The following is a 21,929-nucleotide window of genomic DNA, read 5'->3' on the forward strand; positions in this document are numbered from 1 at the left end:
CCAGGATGTCTCTGCCATTATCCGGCCATTGGAGGAACGGACGGGTGTGACGTTGCTGCGGAAAAAGTAAAATGAATATCTTTCTACATACAAAAGAGGCTGATCACTCAGCCTCTTTTGTATGTAGAAAATAGATAATTATAGCTCTCCGGATTCGCGTAGTTTTTTTCGTAAAGTAAATCCAATTCCACAAGCAATGAACACACCAGCAAACGCAAGGAACGCGATCAACAGACTTCTTTCAGCAATTGCAACGCCTATCGCCATAATACAAACCACTGTAATAATGGCGAGTAGCAGAAACATCACATTTTCTTTTTTCACATTCAATACCCCCATACTGAACACTCACTTACTAAGTTTACCTTTTTTTACTGGAAAGAAAAACCCTTTCAATGTGACAATCACGTTAAAAATCTAAAGAACGAACAAACAAGTCTGCGTAAAAATTTGGATTGTGATATACTAAGACAGTTAATGAACAAATAAGGAGAGAATTAGATGACCGTACGCAACGATTTACGAAACATTGCGATTATTGCTCACGTTGACCATGGGAAAACGACACTTGTTGACCAATTATTAAAGCAATCAGGAACGTTCCGAGATAATGAACAGGTGCAAGAGCGCGCAATGGATTCGAATGACTTAGAAAAAGAACGCGGAATTACGATTTTGGCGAAAAATACAGCGATCAACTATAATGATATACGCATTAATATTATGGATACACCAGGGCATGCTGATTTCGGTGGGGAAGTTGAGCGGATTATGAAAATGGTTGATGGCGTACTGCTCGTTGTTGATGCATATGAAGGATGTATGCCACAAACGCGCTTCGTACTGAAAAAAGCGCTTGAGCAAAAGCTAACACCGGTTGTTGTTGTGAACAAAATCGACCGTGATTTTGCTCGTCCTGCCGAAGTAGTAGACGAGGTGATTGATTTATTTATTGATCTTGGAGCTGACGAAGAACAATTAGAATTTCCAGTTATCTATGCTTCAGCGATTAATGGAACGGCGAGTCGCGATCCAGAGAAGCAGGATGAAAATATGAGTTCCTTATTTGAGACGATTATTGAGGCGATTCCAGCACCTGTAGATAATAGTGATGAACCACTTCAATTTCAAGTGACGATGCTTGATTATAATGATTATCTTGGACGTATTGGAATTGGTCGTGTATTCCGCGGGTCCATTAAAGTTGGACAGCAGGTTGCGTTAATGAAGCTTGATGGCTCAGTGAAACAATTCCGCGTCACAAAGATGTTTGGCTTCCTTGGATTAAAGCGGATTGAAATTAATGAAGCAAAAGCGGGCGATTTAATCGCCGTTTCAGGGATGGAAGAGATTAATGTTGGTGAGACGGTTTGTCCTGTGGAGCATCAAGAGGCACTTCCTACACTACGTATTGATGAGCCTACGTTACAAATGACATTTCTAGTAAACAACAGTCCGTTTGCTGGCCGGGAAGGAAAGCATGTGACAAGCCGAAAACTAGAAGAGCGTCTTCGTGGCGAGTTAGAAACAGATGTAAGCCTTCGTGTTGAAAATACTGATTCTCCAGATGTTTGGATCGTTTCAGGACGTGGCGAGCTTCATTTATCAATTTTAATTGAAAACATGCGGCGTGAAGGGTATGAGCTACAAGTTTCCAAGCCTGAAGTGATTATTCGAGAAGTCGATGGCGTCCGTTGTGAGCCGGTCGAGCGTGTGCAAATCGATGTACCAGAAGAATATACTGGGGCAGTGATGGAATCTTTAGGAGATCGTAAAGGTGAAATGGTCAATATGACGAATAATGGGACCGGACAAGTTCGTCTTGAATTTATGGTACCGGCACGCGGGCTTATTGGTTATACGACCGAATTTTTATCACAAACGAGAGGCTACGGGATTATTAACCACTCGTTTGATAGCTACCAACCATTAGTGAAAGGTCAAGTTGGCGGGCGTCGTCAAGGTGTCCTCGTTTCAATGGAGACAGGAAAAGCTTCCCAGTATGGGATTATGCAAGTTGAAGATCGGGGAACGATTTTTGTTGAGCCAGGTACTGAAATTTACGAAGGTATGATCGTTGGTGAGCATACGCGTGAAAATGACTTGGTTGTGAACATTACGAAAATGAAACAGCAAACGAATGTGCGTTCAGCTACAAAGGAAAACACGGTCACCATGAAAAAACCACGAATTATGACACTTGAAGAAGCCCTTGAGTATTTAAATGAAGACGAATATTGTGAGGTTACTCCGGAATCAATCCGTCTTCGTAAAAAAATCTTGATGAAGGCTGAACGGGAAAGGGCAGAAAAGAGAAAAAAGCTAGCAGCAAAGCAGTAAGAGTTAGGGGGTAGGAAGTACGTTGGAAAACCAAGAATTATCAAGCGTTGATGTTGAAAACTTGTCTTGGATTGCAAGAGGAGTAGTTGAAAATCCTTGGTTTGGTTTCTATACCTATTTATTAATGGTTGCCTTAACGATTTTGGTTTTTAATCTCGGTTTTGCGAGAAAATTACCTTTATTAAAATCGATTATCGTGTATGTCGTGCTAGTGTTAGGGTGTTTAGTGTTTTGGACGATTGAATTCGTTTTCCCACAGTCTTATATCACCGCCATCCTTGCCATTACGGCTGTGATTTTGGGAGCGTACCGTTTCCGGCTTCATCAGCATCGCAAGAAGGAACGACAGCATGAATCTTGATGATACACTCTATAATTGGCTAAGTATTAAATTGGTTGCTGAGGCAAGGCCAGAGGATCAGGCAGCCCAAGAAACCTTTCAATTTTTTGATGAAATGCTCAGAGAAGACCATGAAGTAAAGCAGATTGAGATTGTTAAAGATGAACCGTTCTATCACCTCTACTTCATCAAAGATGGGGAAAAAGAATCGAAGAACTACCCAACAGAGCTTATTGAGGCGTTAAAGCAAAGCATAGAGAATGAACCTCGGTATAATTGAATGAAAAGAGCGAATCGATTCGATTCGCTCTCTTTTCATTTTAAACAGTTTGACACTAAGCGCTCACCGCTCTTTTCTCTTTTTAATCATTGGTAAAAACATTCATCGTTCAAAGGAGATGTCTTTCATTCAGCTGGTTCTGCTTGCTGTTTTTTTGCTAATGTTTTTTCTGTGATTCTTTTTTCACAGGGCTCACACATATACGTATGAATCGGTCGGTTTCTCAACCGTTTTGCTAAAGGTAAGTCGTCATTAATTGTTTTAATTTTGTCACAAAGTACGCATTTTACTCGCATCACTGGATCACTCCATTCTTTCTCTATTGTACGGGCATCTTTTAAAAAAATAAACTCTCTTTCGATAAAACGGTTTTAACTCATTTTAAAAATAGGTATAGTATAAAGAGAAGGAAATAAAGGATTGGAGGTTATTTGCATGGCGAATCAAGTAGAACATGGACTGACAGAAGAATTGCTTCCCCTTTTACAAAAAGAACGTTTTGTCACCGTTTCGACAGTTGACTTCGAAAAGGGAACACCGAATGTATCAGCAATTTCTTGGGTATTTGCGCCAGACAAAGGCCACATCCGCTTTGCGATCGATAATCGTTCAAGAATGCTTGATAACATCAAAAAGACGAGTGGTATCGTTATTACATTAATCGGTAATGGATCAACGTATTCGATTGCAGGAAATGCGATGGTTAAAAGGGAAAAAATGGAGGGTGTCCCTTTAAAATTAGCAATGATTGAAGTAGCTGTTTCTGACGTTCGCGATATTATGTTTTATGGATCGAAAATTGTTACAGAGCCAACCTACGATAAAACGTATGATGCAGAGGCAGCTGCAAAATTGGATCGACAAGTGATGAGTGCATTGAGAGAAGCTTAGTCAAAGAAGACTAAGCTTTTTTTCAATATTGTCTAGCTTCAGAGTCCAGCGGCTCAAGGTCGCATCAACTCCTCCTATGAAAATAAAAAGCCGTATTCTAGTCAGAGTCTCCTGCGCTTGTCGCTGCAGTAGGCAGGCGCCTTTCGCTTTTCTTGATTAAGTCAGCTAAGTAAGGTTAACTTTTTTCTGTTTTTCATTTTTAAACCGTCTAACTTATTGCACGTGATCATAAATGTAGTACTAACTAGACATAGAAAACGAGCAAAGCGAAGAGAAATGCATAGCTTAGTAACAAGAATTAATGATTAATAGGACGTCAGTCAGGAGGCGGAAGATTGGATAAAATCTACGTTCTAGATACCAATGTACTCTTACAAGACCCTTACGCCATTTTTGCTTTTCAAAATAATCAAGTGGTGATACCCGCTGTTGTTTTAGAGGAAATTGATTCAAAAAAACGCTACATGGATGAAATTGGTCGGAATGCACGTCAATTTTCTAAAACCATTGATCAGTTAAGAGGGATGGGAAAGCTTCATGAAGGGGTGCCTTTAGAGTATGGAGGTACGCTTCGAATCGAATTAAACCACCGAGCATTTGAACGTTTGAAGGAAGCCTTTGCTGATATGACGAATGATAACCGCATTATTGCTGTCGCCTTAAATCTCATGCTTGAAGAACAAGAGAAAAAAGACGGAAAGCAAGTGATCCTTGTAAGTAAAGACGCCCTTGTCCGAGTGAAAGCTGATGCATTGGGACTGAAAGCGGAAGATTTTTTAAGTGACCGTGTGATCGAGCTCGACCATATTTACACTGGTTATTTAGAGATGCATGTCGAAACTGAAATGATTAAGCGTTTTTATACAGACGGAGAAATGATCCTATCGGAACTACCTAGACATTCCTTTTTTCCTCATCAATTTATCATTATGAAAGATGCACTTGGAAGTTCAGGTTCAGCCTTAGGGAAAGTTGACCCTTCTGGGAAAAAAGTGAAGCCATTTCTGGCAGAGCCTGAACAAGTATGGGGCATTCGTCCAAGAAATGTTCAGCAGCGAATGGCGTTTGAGCTTTTACTGCGTGAGGATATTCACCTTGTAACGATGATCGGGAAGGCAGGGACAGGAAAAACATTGCTATCTCTTGCTGCAGGACTTATGCAAACCGAAGACCTCGGAATTTATAAAAAGCTTGTCGTCGCTAGGCCTGTTGTGCCTGTTGGAAAAGACATTGGTTTCTTACCTGGAGAGAAGGAGGAGAAGCTAAGGCCGTGGATGCAGCCGATCTATGATAATCTAGAATATTTGTTTAATACAAAGAAGCCTGGGGAAATTGATAAAATTCTAGCAGGGTTAGGGTCGATTCAAGTTGAGGCGCTTACCTATATTCGCGGACGAAGCATACCCGATCAATTTATCATTATTGATGAAGCGCAAAATTTAACCAAGCATGAAGTAAAAACGATTCTTACAAGAGTAGGGGAAGGGAGTAAAATTGTACTTATGGGAGATACAGCCCAAATTGATCATCCCTATTTAGATGAATACAATAATGGCCTGACATACGTTGTTGAGAAGTTTAAGGATTATCAGATAAGTGGACATGTTAAGCTCGTCAAAGGAGAACGATCAGGTTTAGCTCAGCTTGCTGCAGATCTATTATAAGTGTAAAAAGAGGCTGGAACAAAAGAGTTTTTATTGATGAGAAATGGAACGTCATGATCGTTGCTGCATAGCATTCGCTACGGAAATATACTTCGCTTTCCGCGGGCTGGTGAGTCTCCTCGTGCTTAGGCACTGTGGGGGTCCCACCCTTGCCTTTGATCCCGCAGGAGTCTACATATATTTCCTCCGCTAAGGTTGTGCATTGTTCGCATTTTCAATCATAAACGTGTCCCAGCCTCTTTAAAGTTAGATTCCTACCGTAAATCGTGTTACTTGACGAATTGGGTTCTGTTCATTGGAGCCATCTCCTAAGTATACGTGAACAGGGCCATCCTCTTTTAAAGGCTTTCCTTGTTTAGAGAAGCCGAGAATAAATGAAGCAGCTACTTCAAACTCATATGTAAAGAGCTCGCCATCGGCTGTATGGATAGTAACATTTTTCGCTTCTTTTAAAGGCTCTGCATTAAGAAGGAAGGGGCGGAATGGCATACCGAAGGTTCCGTTCATCAACTTTTGCTTTTCGTACTTCAATTCATTACCATTTGAATTTGGGCGTGGAGGCTCGGACCCCTCGGTGATTTCTTTATCCCACTGGGCAGAAATCGCTTTTTTATAAGCAGTTTCCACATCATCTTGAAATGGGAGCTCCTTAAAATAAGTTGTAAGGTCAACTTTTCTTTCATCAAAAATCCAAACACTCGGGTCAATCGTTAAAGGGTGGTTAACGTGACCATCAATAAAAAAAATAAATTCAGACATGATCGGACTCCTTTCTCTATTTTTAGTGTAACAGTAAGACGCTGTTCACACTAGGGTTTAAATCTTTTAAAAAAACAAGGGAAGATCCGCCTTATTCTATTTGCATATCCTCATTTAGTATAAAATGTCCCTATCTTTTTTGTCATCCTTGGAAATGCTAAGAAGAAAGATGGTACAAAAAGGAGCGGTAAGGATGGCTTGGAAACAAGGCGTTGATTTAGCAAACATGGTCAAAGAAGCAAAAGTATGGGCGAAGTCTGGTAAGGTAGCTGATTACATACCAGCCCTAGCCGAAGCGAATCCTGACATGCTAGCTGTCGCCATCTATCAAGGGACGGATCACTGTTTTTTAGCAGGAAATGTCGAAGAAAAGTTCACGCTACAAAGCATTTCGAAAGTCCTTTCACTTGTCCTTGTCTTAATGGATTTAGGCGAAGACGTTGTTTTTTCAAAAGTAGGTATGGAACCGACCGGTGATCCGTTTAATTCCATTGCGAAGCTAGAGACAAACAAACCTTCTAAGCCCTTAAATCCGATGATCAATGCTGGAGCGCTTGCGGTCACGAATATGATTCAAGGAAGTACAACAGAAGAACGTCTACACCGTCTTTTACGTCTTGTTCATCAGTTAACGGGAAATGAAAAAATTACGTTTAATGAATATGTTGCAAACTCGGAGCTAGAAACAGCTTATTTAAATCGTTCTCTTGCTTATTTTATGAAACAGCATGGTGTTGTGGAGGGTGACATTGAAGAGCTCCTTGACCTTTATACAAAGCAATGCGCGATTGAAATGAATTGTATGGACTTGGCTCGGATTGGATATGTTCTCGCCCATGAAGGATGTGACCCTATAACAGCTAAGCGAATTATTCCCTTGCACATTGCTCGGATTGTGAAAACGTTTATGGTAACATGTGGGATGTACAATGCTTCAGGTGAATTTGCGATTCGAGTAGGAATTCCAGCAAAAAGTGGGGTCTCGGGTGGCATTTTAGGAGCCATCCCTCATCGAAGTGGTATTGGCATTTACAGCCCCGCCCTTGATGAAAAAGGGAACAGTCTAGCGGGGATAAAGTTGCTGGAAGTAATGGCAGAACGGTATCAGCTAAGTATTTTTTAAAAGATAAAATAAGACTCTCCTGTGGAGAGCGAGTGGTTCATTGTATTCGAGAGATTGGAATATGTATCATGTGGTAATTAATTAAAATCGTTGCAATTTGGCGTCTAAAAAGATAGTATATTCTGTAAGGAGATTTCTTTGTTAGGAGGGGACTACATGTCGGCTGAGACAATGACAAGTCATAACGAAAAAGCATATGCCCTTCTTAAGTCCGATGCGGAAAAAATCCGCAAGTTGATTGAAGTGCAAATGGATAACTTAACGATGCCTCAATGCCCCCTTTATGAAGAGGTTTTGGATACACAAATGTTCGGTCTTTCAAGGGAAATTGATTTTGCAATTCGGTTAAATTTAATCGAAGAGGATAAAGGGAAGCAATTGCTTTCAGAGTTAGAGCGGAAGCTTGCCGACCTTCATGATGCATCGGTTCGTAAATAACAAAAACCAAGCTATTTCTTGTGATAGCTTGGTTTTTTGTTGAATTTTTTTGAATGTCAGAACAAAAAAATAGAAAGATTTTAATCAATTTTTATCCATCCTATTAATGGAAAAAACTTTTTTGCTTTGTCATAAAATCTAACAGTAGCAAGGATGTAAGCGGTTAACCAAGAATTGGATTTTTTTGAACAGTCAAAATATGTTTTGCCAACCTTTCGCTTCTTTCTCTATACTTAAATGAGGAAGTAAGGAAGTTAATACATAGGTATTGCACATGCAACAACTTCTCTCTTGAATTTTTTTTTGTACGTGCGTACAATAATCAAAACAAAAAAAGTGGATGTAGTGGAGGAGGCTTTCAATGAATGGATTAAAGAACATTAAAAAAGTGCTTGTTGCAAACCGAGGCGAAATCGCGATTCGAATTTTTCGGGCATGTACAGAATTACATATTCGCACGGTAGCTATTTACTCAAAAGAAGATTCAGGTGCATACCATCGCTATAAAGCAGATGAAGCATACTTAGTCGGTGAAGGAAGAAAGCCCATCGATGCCTATTTAGACATTGAAAATATTATTGAAGTGGCAAAGCGCCATGAAGTCGATGCGATTCATCCGGGCTATGGCTTCTTGTCAGAAAATATTGAATTTGCAAAACGCTGTCATGAGGAAGGGATTATCTTTGTTGGACCTGAGCTTGAGCATTTAATTATGTTTGGAGATAAGGTTCAAGCCCGCGAGCAAGCATTAAAGGCTAATTTACCCGTCATTCCGGGTAGTGACGGTCCTGTATCCGGATTAGAGGACGTACAAGCCTTTGCAGAGCAGCACGGTTACCCATTTATCATTAAGGCTTCCCTTGGTGGTGGTGGCAGAGGTATGAGAATCGTAAGGGATGCGGCTGATTTAAAAGAGTCGTATGAACGGGCGAAGTCTGAAGCAAAATCTGCCTTTGGTAACGATGAAGTCTACGTGGAAAAATTCATCGAAAACCCTAAACATATTGAAGTTCAAATTATGGCGGACAAGTATGGGAATACGGTCCATCTTTATGAACGGGATTGCTCGGTGCAGCGCCGTCATCAAAAAGTTGTTGAAGTGGCGCCAAGTGTATCTTTATCAGCGGAACTAAGAGAAAAGATTTGTGATGCAGCAGTTCAACTCATGAAAAATGTAAACTATGTGAATGCTGGAACGGTTGAATTTCTCGTGACCCAAGATGGGAATTTTTATTTTATTGAAGTAAACCCTCGAGTTCAGGTTGAGCATACAATTACAGAAATGGTCACAGGTATCGATATTGTTCAATCTCAGCTTCTAATTGCAGATGGTGAAGAGCTTCATGGTAAAAAAATCGGTATTCCAAAGCAAGAAGATGTGATCTGTCAAGGGTACGCCATTCAATCACGTGTAACAACAGAAGATCCGAGTAACGGATTTATGCCAGATACTGGTCGTATTAATGCGTATCGCTCGGGTGGCGGATTCGGTGTTCGACTTGATGCAGGTAACGGATTCCAAGGATCTGTCATCACACCTTACTACGATTCCTTGCTTGTAAAAGTTTCAACATGGGCGCTTACGTTTGAAGGCGCTGCTGCAAAAATGCTTCGAAACTTACGTGAATTCCGTATTCGCGGCATTAAGACGAACATTGCCTTTTTAGAGAACGTTGTTCAGCACAAGCAATTTTTAACGGGTGAGTACAATACATCGTTTATTGATACAACACCAGAGCTTTTCGTCTTCCCTAAACGGAAAGACCGGGGAACGAAAATGCTTTCATTTATTGGTGAAACGATTGTCAATGGCTATCCAGGCCTTGAAAAGACGAAAAAGCCTGTTTTTGAAAAGCCGCAAATTCCGAAACTAAAGTACACGGACCCCATTCCAGAAGGTACAAAGCAGATATTAGACCGTGAAGGAGCAGAAGGTCTAGCGAAATGGGTTAAAGCTCAAAAAGAGGTGCTGCTCACTGACACAACGTTCCGTGATGCTCATCAATCACTTTTAGCGACGAGAATTCGTACGTACGATTTGAAACAAATTGCAGAGCCTACAGCAAGAATGCTTCCGAATCTCTTCTCACTTGAAATGTGGGGCGGAGCGACGTTCGATGTAGCAATGCGCTTTTTACATGAAGATCCGTGGGAAAGACTGCTTACGCTACGCAAAAAAGCACCAAATGTTTTATTTCAAATGCTTTTACGTGCCTCAAACGCTGTCGGCTATAAAAATTACCCAGACAATTTAATCCGAGAATTTGTTGATAAGTCAGCGGACGCAGGAATTGATGTCTTCCGTATTTTTGATAGCTTGAACTGGGTAGAAGGCATGACACTAGCCATTAATGCTGTCCGTGATTCAGGGAAAATTGCAGAAGCTTCCATGTGTTATACGGGAGATATTTTAGACCCGACCCGCTCTAAATATGATTTGAATTATTATAAGAAGCTGGCAAAAGAGCTGGAATCAGCTGGTGCACATATTTTAGGAATAAAAGATATGGCGGGGCTGTTAAAGCCAGAAGCTGCCTATCGATTAATTTCTGAGCTGAAAGAAACGATTGATATTCCAATTCATCTTCATACACATGATACAAGTGGAAACGGAATTTTTACGTATGCGAAGGCAATTGAAGCAGGAATTGATATTGTTGATGTAGCGGTAAGCTCGATGGCAGGCTTGACCTCGCAGCCGAGTGCCAATAGCTTGTATTATGCATTGAGTAACTCAGAGCGTCAGCCTAAAATTGATATCGAAGCACTTGAACGACTTGGAGAGTTCTGGGAAGGCACACGGAAATATTATGCTGGCTTTGAGAGCGGAATGAATGCACCGCATACAGAAGTGTATGAGCATGAAATGCCAGGTGGACAGTACAGCAACCTTCAACAGCAAGCGAAAGCTGTTGGTCTTCAAAATCGCTGGAATGAAGTGAAAAAGATGTACCGTACGGTGAATGATATGTTCGGTGATGTTGTGAAAGTTACTCCATCTTCTAAGGTTGTTGGAGATATGGCCCTTTACATGGTGCAAAATGACCTAACGGAAGAGGATGTGTATAAGCAGGGTGATAAGCTAGATTTCCCAGATTCTGTGGTCGAGTTTTTCCAAGGACAACTTGGTCAGCCATATCAAGGCTTCCCGAAAGAGCTCCAAAAAATTATTCTAAAAGGGCGAGAAGCGATTACGTCACGTCCTGGTGAGCATATGGAGCCAATCGATTTTCAAGAAATCAGGAAAACGTTATACCATAAGCTTGATCGTCAAGTGACAAGTCATGATATGCTGTCCTATGCTCTTTATCCGAAAGTATTTTTGGAGTTTGAGCAATTCCGTCAACAATTTGGGGATGTATCTGTTCTTGATACACCGACCTTTTTCTATGGTCTACGCTTAGGAGAGGAAATTGAAGTAGAAATTGAGCAAGGGAAGACATTAATTGTTAAACTTGTTTCGATTTCAAAACCTCAAGATGATGGAACACGGATTGTTTATTTCGAGCTTAACGGTCAACCGCGTGAAGTAATGATTAAAGACTTAAATGTGAAAACGAACGTTATTGCTCGTCCTAAGGTAGATAAGTCCAATCCAAATCAAATTGGTGCGTCCATGCCAGGTACGGTCGTAAAAACGTTAGTGGCCAAAGGTGATAAAGTGAAAAAAGGTGACCACCTCATGATCACCGAGGCGATGAAGATGGAAACAACGGTTCAAGCGTCTTTTGACGGTGAAGTCATTGACCTTTATGTAAAAGACGGCGATGCGATTCAAACAGGTGACTTATTGATTGAATTGAAAGAAGTATAATTTAAAATGAGAGGCCGATATTTTTCGGTCTCTTATTTTTGGGTTTCGTGATTTACTTACATCGCCTGGAGAATGGATCCGGATGAACAAAAGAAGGCAAAATGCATCATTGGCACTGATTATCTAAGGCCTTCTGTTCAGCATGAGAAACAACGACTTCAGGCGATTGAAATGTTTAAGAACACTTAGAACGGACAAGAATAGGGAAAAGGGGCAAGGCTCTTTTGTTAAGAGTCTTGCCCTTTTGATAAAGGCTTTAATTGATTGTGCGGTTTCTTGTAAGTATCATTGTCATATAAGACAAGGTTGAAAAAAGCAATGAGACAATAAGGGCATGCATCATCGCTACTGGCAATGCTGCTTGTGTAAAGACAATGGACACACCACTTACAAATTGACCTAGAACGAAAAGGAACGCAATGATACTTGTCCAAACTAACGACTTGTACTGGCTATATTTTCGAATCGTCCAAATAAGCAAAATAAGCAAAGAGAGTAAAAGGATCGTTCCGAATATCCGATGGAAATAATGGGCACCAACTGGTCCGGATAGTATCGGAATCAGTTGCCCGTTACACAGGGGAAAGCCTGAGCAAGCGAGCGTAGCTTGTGTGTGTTTCACGTATGCCCCAGTATAAATAACGGCGTAACAATACGTAATGACGAAAAATACATAGTACTTATACCCTTTTTTTACTTTAGGAGCAGGGGCAGTCTTCTTCCCATCTTCAAAAGCCAGGGTTGTCAGCATAACGACCGTTGCAAGGGAAATAGCAGAAATTCCAAAGTGCAAGGCTAATATTGCATGGGACTGACCAAAAACAACGGCTCCAGCACCGAGAAGACCTTGAATAATAATAAATAAAACAGACATGATTGCCATGAATTTGGTTTCTCTCAAATGTGGTAATTTGCGCCAGGCCCAAATAGCAAGCAAGATGACCATCGCACCGAGTAACCCTGAGACAATCCGATGGCTATACTCAATAATGGTTGCTAAGGCAGGATTTGTTGGGATCACTTCACCAAAACAGAGAGGCCAAGTGGCACCACAGCCTTCACCTGAGCCTGTCTTCGTGACGAGTGCCCCTTGCATGAGGACAACGAGCATCCCAAGAGATGTGATAACACCATATGTTTTCAGAAGTTTATGCACGAACTTCACCCTTTTTTGTTGAGTTTAATAAGCCTCAATAGAATAGAAACCTAAAGGTACATTACGATCTTAGGGAGGTTCTTGTCAAAAGTCAATTTTGTAAGCGTGAACTTTTTAAGAAATCTTAAATTGTGAAGATCCTGTGAAACTCTAGAATTTGATGAAACAAACTAGATTTTGAGATATAATGTGGATGTGTCATGTGTTGGGTGAAGTTTTTCGCCTAAATTATTTGGTAGTTCATCGATGATAAAGAGGCGATTCTACAAAGGGGGGGTGAAGATGGGTGAATAAAACAAATTCAGTGATTGAAGCGACAGACGTAATGAAAGCTGGAGCTCGTTCAACGACGGCTGCTACACAGCAGAAATCATGGAAAGATTATTTGACACTTGCAAAAACCGGTATCGTTACGTCTAATTTGATTACGACGTTTGCTGGATTGTTTCTTGCAGCAACATATACAGGAGTTAGTTTGGCAAATCAACTCCATATCGTCTTTTTTGCACTAGCAGGTGCTGCCCTCGTAATGGCGGGTGGTTGTACACTTAATAACTATATTGATCGCGACATTGATCATCTAATGGAGCGAACAAAAGAACGTCCGTCTGTTACAGGAAGATTTTCAGCAAATCATATTCTATTCGTAGGACTCATTCAGTCTGCACTAGGAATTTTATTCTTATCTCTGACAACGCCTGTAGCAGGAGTTATTGGATTGATTGGGCTTTTTGTATATGTGGTACTCTACACGATGTGGACAAAGAGAACAACTACGCTTAATACGGTTGTAGGAAGTGTGTCGGGTGCGGTACCACCACTCATTGGTTGGGCTGCAATTGATAGTGGTTTACATTCGTATGCGTGGTTACTCTTTTTTATTATGTTTTTTTGGCAACCACCACACTTCCTTGCGCTTGCAATGAAACGAGTGGAAGAGTACAGGGCTGCAGGCATTCCCATGCTGCCAGTGGTTGCAGGGTTTGAAATGACGAAACGACAAATGGTTGTTTATGTGGCTGCGTTGATTCCCGTTTCTCTTATGCTGCATCCCTTTGGAATGGTTTACACTGTTGCAGCAGCGATCCTTGGCTTTGGTTGGTTGGCTTTAGGTATTGCCGGCTTTAAGATGAAGGACGATGAGAAATGGGCTCGCCTCATGTTTGTTTACTCGTTAAATTATTTAACAATCCTTTTTGTTCTTATGGTTATCGTCCATATTTAATTGGAAGTGGGCGATGATTATAATATATTTTAATCTGTAGTGATTCACTACATGAAGAAAGTGAGGTTTGATTGTCAGATGAAACTCTGGAAAACAGCTATTCGTTTCCTACCGCTTTCACTTGCCGTGTTTCTATTAACGGGCTGTTTGGGAGAGACGAATTTAACTGCTTTAGATCCTAAGGGTCCTCAAGCAGAATGGATTTTTGACAACATGCTTTTATCGCTTTATATTATGGCGTTTGTAAGTATTGTTGTATTTGCAATCTTTTTTATCATCTTGGCAAAATATCGTCGCAAGCCTGGTGACGATCAGATTCCAAAGCAAGTGCATGGTAGTACAGCACTTGAAATTACTTGGACTGTGATTCCGATTATCCTACTAATGATTCTAGCCGTTCCGACGATCTCAGGAACATTTATGATGGCAGATATGGAACCAGACCCAGAAGTAGGGGAAGATACCGTTCAAATTAAAGTTACAGGTCACCAATTCTGGTGGCAGTTTGACTACGAAGATGAAGGATTCACCGCTGGTCAAGAAGTCTACATACCGGTTGGCGAAAAAGTCATTTTTGAATTGCATGCCTCTGATGTTATGCACTCTTTCTGGGTTCCAGCACTTGGAGGAAAAATTGATACGGTTCCTGGCATCACGAATCACCTCTGGTTAGAAGCAAGTGAACCTGGTGTGTATAAAGGAAAATGTGCGGAGCTTTGTGGTCCTTCTCATGCATTAATGGATTTCAAGCTTATCGCCCTTGAGCGTGATGAATATGACGCTTGGGTTGCTGGGATGAAGGCTGAGCAGGAAGAACCAACAGATGTGCTAGTGTCACAAGGTCAAGAGCTATTTAATGAAGGTTTCGGATGTATCGGCTGTCACGCCATTGGCGGCTCTGGGACAGCAGCGGGACCAACACTTACAAACTTTAACGATCGTGAAGTAATTGCAGGGTATCTCGAGAACAATGATGAGAACCTAGAAGCATGGATTCGTAATCCTCAATCCCTAAAACAAGGCAACAAAATGCCTGCATTTGAGGACATGAGTGATGAAGACATGGAAGCCTTAATTGCTTACTTACGTTCGTTATCAGTACTTGAGACTAACGAGTAAAAACGGACTCGAAGGAGGTTAACCCAATTGGCTACTTCTAAGAAAGAGAAAAGTGTCTTGATGGATTGGCTGACAACAGTCGACCATAAGAAGCTTGGGATCATGTATTTGATCTCTGGGGCGCTTTTCTTTGTAAAAGCTGGGATCATGGCTTTATTCATGCGGATACAGCTCATGTTTCCTGAGATGAATTTTTTAAGCGGTCAAACGTTTAATGAGTTTATTACAATGCATGGTACAATCATGCTATTCTTAGCAGCAACACCATTGTTGTTTGCTTTTATGAACTTTGTCATTCCACTCCAAATTGGAGCCCGTGACGTTGCCTTTCCATTTGTCAATGCATTAGGGTTCTGGATTTTCTTTGCTGGTGGATTGCTTCTTAGCATGAGCTGGTTCTTTGGCGGCGGACCTGACGCAGGATGGACAGCTTATGTACCATTATCAAGCCGTGATTATGCAGGCTTAGGACTTGATTTTTACGTACTAGGTTTACAAGTAAGTGGTATCGGTACGCTTATTTCAGGGATTAACTTCCTTGTTACGATTGTCAATATGCGCGCACCTGGTATGACAATGATGCGACTTCCACTTTTCGTTTGGACGTCATTCATTACGTCTACGTTGATTTTATTTGCATTTACACCACTTGCAGCTGGCTTGGCATTTCTAATGCTTGATCGTATTTTCGATGGTCAATTTTTTATTCCAGATATGGGTGGTAACGTTGTGTTATGGCAGCATATTTTCTGGATTTTTGGTCACCCGGAAGTATACATTCTTGTATTGCCAGCCTTCGGTATTATTTCTGAAGTTATCCCGGCCTTCTCACGTAAGCGCTTGTTTGGATACACAGCAATGGTATTTGCAACGATGATTATTGCGTTCCTTGGTTTCATGGTTTGGGCTCACCACATGTTTACGGTTGGACTAGGTCCTGTTGCTAACTCGATTTTTGCGATTGCAACAATGACGATTGCCGTACCGACGGGTATTAAGATCTTTAACTGGCTCTTTACGATGTGGGGCGGTAAGATTACGTTTAACACTGCGATGCTTTTTGCATCTTCATTCGTTCCAACGTTCGTACTTGGTGGGGTAACAGGGGTAATGCTTGCAATGGCACCTGTTGACTATTTATATCATGATACGTACTTCGTTGTTGCTCACTTCCACTATATTATTGTTGGTGGTATCGTTCTTGCTTTGTTTGCAGGGTTATTCTATTGGTATCCAAAAATGTTCAACCACATGTTGAACGAAACATTAGGAAAGCTTTTCTTCTGGCTATTCTATATCGGATTCCATTTAACATTCTTTGTCCAGCATTTACTCGGTCTAATGGGTATGCCACGTCGTGTTTACACATACCTTCCTGACCAAGGTTTAGACACATTTAACTTAATTAGTACAATTGGTACATTCTTTATGTCTGCAGGGATTATCGTTCTTGTTATCAACGTGATTTACTCAGCGTTTAAAGGTGAGCGTGTAACGGTTGCAGACCCATGGGATGCTCGTACACTTGAATGGTCAACTCCAACTCCGGTTCCAGAGTATAACTTTGCACAAACACCGCAAGTTCGTTCTCTAGACCCATTATTTTATGAAAAAGTTCATGGCGATGGTAAGATGAAGCCTGCAGAACCACTTGGTGACATTCATATGCCAAACGGTTCGATTTTACCACTAATTATGTCAGTTGGTTTGTTCATCTCAGGCTTTGGATTTGTTATGATGAACATGGAAAACCCGATCATTAATCCATTAATTGTTGCAATTGGTGGTCTAGCGATTACGTTTGGTTGTATGTTCATCCGTTCAGTGAAAGAAGATCATGGATACCACATTCCAGTCGAAGAAATCAAAGGGAAGGAGGTAGGCTAAGATGGCAGGACATGTAGATACATCGAAAGGACTACCTTCTCATCCAGAACGAGCGACACTCGAAGGGAAAAATAAGTTTTTAGGCTTTTGGTTTTTCCTCGGTGGAGAAACAATTTTATTTGCCACATTCTTTGGTTCTTATTTAGGCCTTCGAAGTGGTGTTGCCGATGGACCGACATCTCAAGAGATTTTTGCGCTTCCGCTCGTCTTTATTATGACGATGTTGCTATTAACAAGTAGCTTGACAAGTGTTCTTGCAATGTTTGCGATGAAGAAAAACAATTTTAGAAGCATGATGATCTGGATGTGGATTACTGTATTGCTCGGGTTAGGTTTCATCGGTTTTGAAATCTATGAGTTTTACGAGTATGTTCACCACTATGGCTTAGGCTTCTCTACAAGTGCTTTTGCTTCAGCCTTTTATTCACTAGTTGGCTTACACGGTGCCCACGTTGCATTCGGTCTTTGCTGGATTATAACACTGTTAATTCGTTACTCACGAAGCGGGATTACGCTAACCAATGCACCTAAGTTCTATTTAGCTAGCTTGTATTGGCACTTTATCGACGTCGTTTGGGTATTTATCTTTACCGTCGTCTATCTCATGGGTATAGGAGGTTGAGCGCATGGCAGATAATTTGAGTCAACCATTCGAAAAAAGTGCGATGACAGAAGAAGAAAAGCGTCAGATGAAGAAAGAAATTCGCAAGCAGTTTGTTGTGTTTGCACTGATGATTTTCTTAACCGTTATTTCTTTCATTTCTGTTGGAGCAGATATTATTCCGCGCACTTTTGCGGTTCCGTTTATTTTCCTTTTAGCAGTGATTCAATTTGCTCTGCAACTTTTCTTTTTCATGCACATGAAAGATAAGGATCACGGTTGGGCAAATGCTTTTATGATATCTGGTATTTTCATTACAGTACCAACAATTGCAGCACTTATGCTGCTTCTAGGTGTAACAAAGTACTAAGAAATGGAGCTCTCACTTCGGTGGGGGCTTTTTTAGTGGGAAGGGGCGGAGCGTATAGAAGCAAGAAGCTCGCACCACTTTAAATATGTGGGACTCAGTCATAAAAACTGCATCCTTTTCAATCAGTGAAATTGAACTATGGATGAAGGATTTTGTTCAAGAGATTGTTACATCGTAAAAAAGCCTTGTCATTCAATTGTGTAGTATAATAACTATAAAAGTGTGTAAAGTATTTGTCGAAAAAGAAGGAGGATTCCTTTTAATGAAAGAAGCAGAACGAGCTATCGGGGAACAACCTGTTAAAAAGCGCAATTATAAGCCGCTCATTATTATTTTGACGATTGTGATTAATGGATTGGTGGTCGTATTATCAGGCTTACCAGGAGTCGAAAATTTTGATGCATTTGATATTCATATTTTGCCAATGATGAATGCCATTTTTAATAGCTTTACCTTTTTATTTTTAGTAGCGGCTCTAGTAGCGATTCTTAAAAAGAATGTTACGGTACATCGTCGTTTTATTTATGCGGCCTTTGTAACGACAAGCTTGTTTTTAATTACGTATGTAGCCTATCATTTTCTGTCAGAATCGACCCCATATGGTGGGGCAGGGATAATGGCAGGTATCTATTATTTCATTCTTATAACGCATATTGTCCTTGCTGCAATTATTGTCCCCCTGGCACTTACAGCGGTTGCAAGGGCATGGAACATGGAGAATGAACGCCACCGGAAAATTGCTCGTTGGACGATGCCGATTTGGTTATATGTAAGCCTAACAGGTGTACTTGTATATTTAATGATCTCTCCATATTATTAAGATTGAAAAGAGGCGAACTCAAAGGAGTGCGCCTCTTTTTGGTTAATATTTATAATGAATGATACAAAAACCAGTACAAGCTGATCGAAGGATAAAAGTGATGTTCGTTTTTACCTCATAGCTTGAAGTTTATTTTGATGATGCCAGCTTCTTTTGCAGAGGTAAAGGCAATCACTAAAAGAGGTCCGATAACAAAGCCCATGACCCCAAATAACATGACGCCAATATACATGGCAATTAACGTTGCTAATGGAGACAATCCGATCTGCTGCCCCATTACCTTTGGTTCAACGGTACGTCGAATAACAAGCAGGACGGCAGCTAAAATGAATAGTTGTGTACCTGTAGCTATATCTCCAGAAATGAGTTTGAAAATCGCCCACGGAGCAAGAATAACGATTGAGCCGATAAGAGGAATGAAGTCAATGACCCAAATAATAAATGCCATCAGAAGCGCAACCTCTGGCACAATAAGCAACAATCCGATTAAAGAGGCGATGAAAATAATGATACTAACGAAGAACTGTGCTTTTAAAAAGCCGAAAATGACATAAGATAAACGTGATGTCATAAAGTTGACTTTGTCCTGTGTTTTCTCTGATAGGTAGGAGTAGGTTTTATCTTTTAGACGAGGTAAGTCAAGTAAGAACAGGAACAACGCAATCAAGTATACAAGAAAAGTGACTAAATACCCGGGGATTCTAGATATAAATGAAGTGATGTCCGCAATAATGTTACGATCAGTGATGTTTTCGCGTAATGAATTCAGCATCGATGTCACTTGGAGATTTATTTCCCTCACGACTTCTGGTGGTAAATCTTCATATTGATTCGCTAAATCTCGTTGGAAATTTAACCATGCTCGGTTTACATCATTTATGTATTTAGGAAGGTTTTCAACGAATTGAACTCCTTGGGTAATAGTCATTGTTGTAAGGTAATAGCCGCTATAGGCGATAAAACAAACAAATATAGTAAAAACGATCATAACAGCAGCATGTCGTTTGATCTTTGTTCTTCGCTGCAATGCCTTTACAACCGGTGAAAGGGCTAGGGCCGTAAAAAATGCAAGAATTAATGGGACGGATACAGGTATAATGAAAAATGCGATAAGTAATAAAAGAATGACTGACATAACAATAAGTAGGTTACGTTTCGTAACAATTGCAGCCACTTTTAATCTCCTCTCTAAACAACGAATACTTATATTATAGTATGCTCTTTTGAAGTTGAACAGGAATATTCATTGTCATTCCATCAAGTTTGTCTAGTTCATGGACAAGCATGCCAGCGCCTATAAACTCGAGTGTGGCGTATGCTATAATAAGGCAATGCAAAAAGGAAAGGGATTTTTATCAATGTTTATGCGTGTTGTTAAATTAGGCTTGTGTAGCTTTCTTTTTATTATCCTCGTTGCTTGTGGTGAATCTGTTGAGTTAACATCCTATTCAGGTGAAAAGGCTGATCGTGCCGCTCAATTGACGCTAGAATATAAAGAAGACATGATCGCTGCAGTGAATGATGGAAATTTTAATCGGTTGGAACCATACTTGATTACAAACAACAGTTTTTATCATTCCCTAAGAAGGTATGTAAGTGATTCATATGATGGAAAGATACAAATGAAATTACTTTCCTTCGATGTGGAAGAAGTATGGAGGGATGAGAACAGTGGGCTTTATGTGGATGCTCGTGAAATTGTCGAAGTGACTGAACTCGGGCGTTCTGCAAATGAAGAAGCGTTGGTTCGCTATGAGCTCGTTAATGACGGCAATGGTTCGTTCCGAATTGAGACGATTCGCGATCGCTCTCGATTGCAAGAATAAATTCTGCCCAACATTCACAAAAAATACCTCAAAAATGAAAAGGGACAAATGATAAAAACATAGCGGTCCTCCCATTCGAATAGGGAAAGACCGCTATGTTTTTTGAAGATAAGAAATGATAACCTGTCAAAGCTATCTAGTCCTAGCGCTTGTTGCCGCTAGGCGGGCGCCTTGGCTTGGGCTTTACTCATGTTATTCGCTTTCAATACTGCTTTTTAAAAGCTCTAGCTTTTGCTTACATTTGTTAATGATCACTTCAGGAAATTCTTCTCCTTCATATTCTACACCATGTGGATAATAGTGCTTTCCTAAAATAGGTGTCATCATTTGTACAATCGTATCGTCTTTAGGGATATCCCCTTTTATTGCGTAAGCTGGAACACGCAAGTAATAAACGTCGTCTTGATTTAAAATCTTATAGTCGAACATTACTCGCTCGTAGTCCCACTGACCAGCATGAATAAAACCATTGGACTCAGCTGCGTGCCGAAGTAGTTCAAATTTAAGTTCTTTTCCAGCAAATCCATATTCTTCAAATTTCATCGTGAAACCTCCTCCATAACAATACCAACCATACTCACCTAATAATAGTATGAATGAGGACAAGATGCAACGGAAGATTCATGAATGTTTTATGGACGTTTTTGATAGGACACATGTATATAAAAAATAAAGTTGAGGAAAAGTATCAAACGTACGGCTTTTATTTTCAAAGGAGGCGAATAAAAATGGAGCATCTTCGTGATGTGATGACAACGAATGTGGATTATTGTTCACCAGAAGATAATGTGTATGAAGTAGCTGTGAAAATGAAGCAAGACAATGTAGGTGCGATCCCTATTTGTGATAATCAGCAGCTACTAGGCATGATCACAGACCGGGATATTGTTATTCGAGGGGTAGCGGAGAAAAAACCAAATTCAACACAGGTAACAGAAATAATGAGTGAGCATTTGATTACGGCAACGCCTGATATGTCCGTAAGTGAGGCAGCTAAATTGATGGCGACGAAACAAATACGCCGTTTACCAGTTGTTGAAAATAATAAGCTTGTTGGGATTTGCTCACTTGGTGATCTAGCAGTACGTGAATCATCCGATCAACAGGCTGGTATTGCTCTATCTGAAATCTCTGAGCCAACCCATGTGTATCATTAATTATAAAAAATTTTAAAAATCAAAAACTAACAGATCTGATTTCAAAACATCACGTTCTAGCGAAGACATGAAGTTTCGTGTTAGCTAACGTGATATGGGATCAGATCTTTTGCTTTTTA

General features: G+C 40.5%; 22 protein-coding genes. 16 read left to right on the forward strand and 6 right to left on the reverse strand.

Annotated elements, in window-relative coordinates; genetic code table 11:
• Positions 1-138 precede the first annotated feature (138 nt).
• Positions 139-324, reverse strand: a complete 186-nt coding sequence (locus BLT_RS0107415; RefSeq protein ID WP_017727147.1) for a DUF5325 family protein — start codon at positions 322-324, stop codon at positions 139-141.
• A gap of 177 nt (positions 325-501) precedes the next feature.
• Here BLT_RS0107415 and typA point away from each other — a divergent pair, with 177 nt between their 5' ends.
• From typA to BLT_RS0107430, 3 genes are read left to right on the forward strand one after another with little or no spacing between them, the layout of a single operon-like run.
• Positions 502-2,340 carry a translational GTPase TypA gene (typA, locus tag BLT_RS0107420; protein ID WP_017727149.1) on the forward strand — a complete coding sequence of 613 codons (1,839 nt, stop codon included), beginning with the start codon at positions 502-504 and terminating at the stop codon, positions 2,338-2,340.
• A gap of 22 nt (positions 2,341-2,362) precedes the next feature.
• Entirely contained in the window at positions 2,363-2,701 is a 339-nt protein-coding gene (locus tag BLT_RS0107425) for a YlaH-like family protein (RefSeq protein WP_017727150.1), read from the forward strand.
• The gene (locus BLT_RS0107430; protein WP_017727151.1) at positions 2,691-2,960 is read left to right on the forward strand and encodes a hypothetical protein; all 270 of its coding nucleotides are present in this window, start codon (positions 2,691-2,693) and stop codon (positions 2,958-2,960) included. The genes BLT_RS0107425 and BLT_RS0107430 overlap by 11 nt, the downstream gene beginning before the upstream one ends.
• 125 nt (positions 2,961-3,085) lie before the next feature.
• Here the strand turns inward: BLT_RS0107430 and BLT_RS23030 are convergent, their stop codons facing one another.
• Entirely contained in the window at positions 3,086-3,256 is a 171-nt protein-coding gene (locus tag BLT_RS23030) for a YlaI family protein (RefSeq protein ID WP_017727152.1), read from the reverse strand.
• 139 nt (positions 3,257-3,395) lie between these two features.
• Here BLT_RS23030 and BLT_RS0107440 point away from each other — a divergent pair, with 139 nt between their 5' ends.
• A complete protein-coding gene (locus tag BLT_RS0107440) occupies positions 3,396-3,851 on the forward strand; it encodes a pyridoxamine 5'-phosphate oxidase family protein (RefSeq protein WP_017727153.1) in 456 nt (151 codons plus the stop codon).
• Between the two features lie 335 nt (positions 3,852-4,186).
• Positions 4,187-5,515 carry a PhoH family protein gene (locus BLT_RS0107445; RefSeq protein ID WP_017727154.1) on the forward strand — a complete coding sequence of 443 codons (1,329 nt, stop codon included), beginning with the start codon at positions 4,187-4,189 and terminating at the stop codon, positions 5,513-5,515.
• Between the two features lie 246 nt (positions 5,516-5,761).
• Here BLT_RS0107445 and BLT_RS0107450 read toward each other — a convergent pair whose 3' ends face one another.
• On the reverse strand, positions 5,762-6,274 hold the full coding sequence (locus BLT_RS0107450; RefSeq protein WP_017727155.1) for a hypothetical protein: 513 nt from the start codon (positions 6,272-6,274) through the stop codon (positions 5,762-5,764).
• Positions 6,275-6,467: 193 nt separating this feature from the next.
• On the opposite strand from BLT_RS0107450, the gene glsA reads away from it, so the two are divergent.
• The 3 genes from glsA to pyc all read left to right on the forward strand — a co-directional run bounded on the left by glsA (position 6,468) and on the right by pyc (position 11,649).
• On the forward strand, positions 6,468-7,397 hold the full coding sequence (glsA, locus tag BLT_RS0107455; protein ID WP_017727156.1) for a glutaminase A: 930 nt from the start codon (positions 6,468-6,470) through the stop codon (positions 7,395-7,397).
• Between the two features lie 156 nt (positions 7,398-7,553).
• Complete coding sequence (locus BLT_RS0107460; RefSeq protein WP_017727157.1) at positions 7,554-7,835, forward strand: YlaN family protein; 282 nt, start codon at positions 7,554-7,556, stop codon at positions 7,833-7,835.
• A gap of 361 nt (positions 7,836-8,196) precedes the next feature.
• Positions 8,197-11,649, forward strand: a complete 3,453-nt coding sequence (gene pyc, locus BLT_RS0107465; protein WP_017727158.1) for a pyruvate carboxylase — start codon at positions 8,197-8,199, stop codon at positions 11,647-11,649.
• A gap of 256 nt (positions 11,650-11,905) precedes the next feature.
• Here the strand turns inward: pyc and BLT_RS0107475 are convergent, their stop codons facing one another.
• A complete protein-coding gene (locus tag BLT_RS0107475; protein ID WP_017727160.1) occupies positions 11,906-12,805 on the reverse strand; it encodes a COX15/CtaA family protein in 900 nt (299 codons plus the stop codon).
• Between the two features lie 304 nt (positions 12,806-13,109).
• Between BLT_RS0107475 and cyoE the strand changes: the two genes are divergently transcribed.
• The 6 genes from cyoE to BLT_RS0107505 all read left to right on the forward strand — a co-directional run bounded on the left by cyoE (position 13,110) and on the right by BLT_RS0107505 (position 18,827).
• Positions 13,110-14,030 (forward strand): heme o synthase, encoded by a 921-nt coding sequence (gene cyoE, locus BLT_RS0107480; RefSeq protein ID WP_394295506.1) that lies wholly within the window; start codon positions 13,110-13,112, stop codon positions 14,028-14,030.
• Positions 14,031-14,108: 78 nt separating this feature from the next.
• Positions 14,109-15,149: a cytochrome c oxidase subunit II gene (gene coxB / locus BLT_RS0107485; RefSeq protein WP_017727162.1), complete on the forward strand. Its 1,041-nt coding sequence runs from the start codon at positions 14,109-14,111 to the stop codon at positions 15,147-15,149.
• A gap of 27 nt (positions 15,150-15,176) precedes the next feature.
• Positions 15,177-17,036 (forward strand): cytochrome c oxidase subunit I, encoded by a 1,860-nt coding sequence (ctaD, locus tag BLT_RS0107490; protein WP_017727163.1) that lies wholly within the window; start codon positions 15,177-15,179, stop codon positions 17,034-17,036.
• A 1-nt stretch (position 17,037) separates the two neighbouring features.
• Entirely contained in the window at positions 17,038-17,658 is a 621-nt protein-coding gene (locus tag BLT_RS0107495; protein ID WP_017727164.1) for a cytochrome (ubi)quinol oxidase subunit III, read from the forward strand.
• Between the two features lie 4 nt (positions 17,659-17,662).
• A complete protein-coding gene (locus BLT_RS0107500) occupies positions 17,663-18,007 on the forward strand; it encodes a cytochrome C oxidase subunit IV family protein (RefSeq protein WP_017727165.1) in 345 nt (114 codons plus the stop codon).
• 262 nt (positions 18,008-18,269) lie between these two features.
• On the forward strand, positions 18,270-18,827 hold the full coding sequence (locus BLT_RS0107505) for a DUF420 domain-containing protein (protein WP_017727166.1): 558 nt from the start codon (positions 18,270-18,272) through the stop codon (positions 18,825-18,827).
• 115 nt (positions 18,828-18,942) lie between these two features.
• Here BLT_RS0107505 and ytvI read toward each other — a convergent pair whose 3' ends face one another.
• The gene (gene ytvI / locus BLT_RS0107510) at positions 18,943-20,001 is read right to left on the reverse strand and encodes a sporulation integral membrane protein YtvI (protein WP_017727167.1); all 1,059 of its coding nucleotides are present in this window, start codon (positions 19,999-20,001) and stop codon (positions 18,943-18,945) included.
• 184 nt (positions 20,002-20,185) lie between these two features.
• On the opposite strand from ytvI, the gene BLT_RS0107515 reads away from it, so the two are divergent.
• Entirely contained in the window at positions 20,186-20,653 is a 468-nt protein-coding gene (locus BLT_RS0107515; RefSeq protein ID WP_017727168.1) for a TcaA NTF2-like domain-containing protein, read from the forward strand.
• A gap of 192 nt (positions 20,654-20,845) precedes the next feature.
• Here the strand turns inward: BLT_RS0107515 and BLT_RS0107520 are convergent, their stop codons facing one another.
• Complete coding sequence (locus BLT_RS0107520; protein ID WP_017727169.1) at positions 20,846-21,196, reverse strand: YugN family protein; 351 nt, start codon at positions 21,194-21,196, stop codon at positions 20,846-20,848.
• Positions 21,197-21,381: 185 nt separating this feature from the next.
• Between BLT_RS0107520 and BLT_RS0107525 the strand changes: the two genes are divergently transcribed.
• Positions 21,382-21,810, forward strand: coding sequence for a CBS domain-containing protein (locus tag BLT_RS0107525; RefSeq protein ID WP_017727170.1), 429 nt, complete (start codon positions 21,382-21,384; stop codon positions 21,808-21,810).
• Positions 21,811-21,929 lie beyond the last annotated feature (119 nt).

Source organism: Halalkalibacterium ligniniphilum, from assembly GCF_000334155.1.
Classification (GTDB): Bacteria; Bacillota; Bacilli; order Bacillales; family Bacillaceae_D; genus Halalkalibacterium; species Halalkalibacterium ligniniphilum.

Coding starts and splice junctions, on each gene's coding strand:
- typA (WP_017727149.1), top strand. CDS start 502: ATGACCGTACGCAACGATTTACGAAACATTGCGATTATTGCTCACGTT.
- BLT_RS0107430 (WP_017727151.1), top strand. CDS start 2,691: ATGAATCTTGATGATACACTCTATAATTGGCTAAGTATTAAATTGGTT.
- BLT_RS23030 (WP_017727152.1), bottom strand. CDS start 3,256: ATGCGAGTAAAATGCGTACTTTGTGACAAAATTAAAACAATTAATGAC.
- BLT_RS0107440 (WP_017727153.1), top strand. CDS start 3,396: ATGGCGAATCAAGTAGAACATGGACTGACAGAAGAATTGCTTCCCCTT.
- BLT_RS0107450 (WP_017727155.1), bottom strand. CDS start 6,274: ATGTCTGAATTTATTTTTTTTATTGATGGTCACGTTAACCACCCTTTA.
- glsA (WP_017727156.1), top strand. CDS start 6,468: ATGGCTTGGAAACAAGGCGTTGATTTAGCAAACATGGTCAAAGAAGCA.
- BLT_RS0107460 (WP_017727157.1), top strand. CDS start 7,554: ATGTCGGCTGAGACAATGACAAGTCATAACGAAAAAGCATATGCCCTT.
- pyc (WP_017727158.1), top strand. CDS start 8,197: ATGAATGGATTAAAGAACATTAAAAAAGTGCTTGTTGCAAACCGAGGC.
- coxB (WP_017727162.1), top strand. CDS start 14,109: ATGAAACTCTGGAAAACAGCTATTCGTTTCCTACCGCTTTCACTTGCC.
- BLT_RS0107495 (WP_017727164.1), top strand. CDS start 17,038: ATGGCAGGACATGTAGATACATCGAAAGGACTACCTTCTCATCCAGAA.
- BLT_RS0107500 (WP_017727165.1), top strand. CDS start 17,663: ATGGCAGATAATTTGAGTCAACCATTCGAAAAAAGTGCGATGACAGAA.
- BLT_RS0107505 (WP_017727166.1), top strand. CDS start 18,270: ATGAAAGAAGCAGAACGAGCTATCGGGGAACAACCTGTTAAAAAGCGC.
- BLT_RS0107515 (WP_017727168.1), top strand. CDS start 20,186: ATGTTTATGCGTGTTGTTAAATTAGGCTTGTGTAGCTTTCTTTTTATT.
- BLT_RS0107520 (WP_017727169.1), bottom strand. CDS start 21,196: ATGAAATTTGAAGAATATGGATTTGCTGGAAAAGAACTTAAATTTGAA.
- BLT_RS0107525 (WP_017727170.1), top strand. CDS start 21,382: ATGGAGCATCTTCGTGATGTGATGACAACGAATGTGGATTATTGTTCA.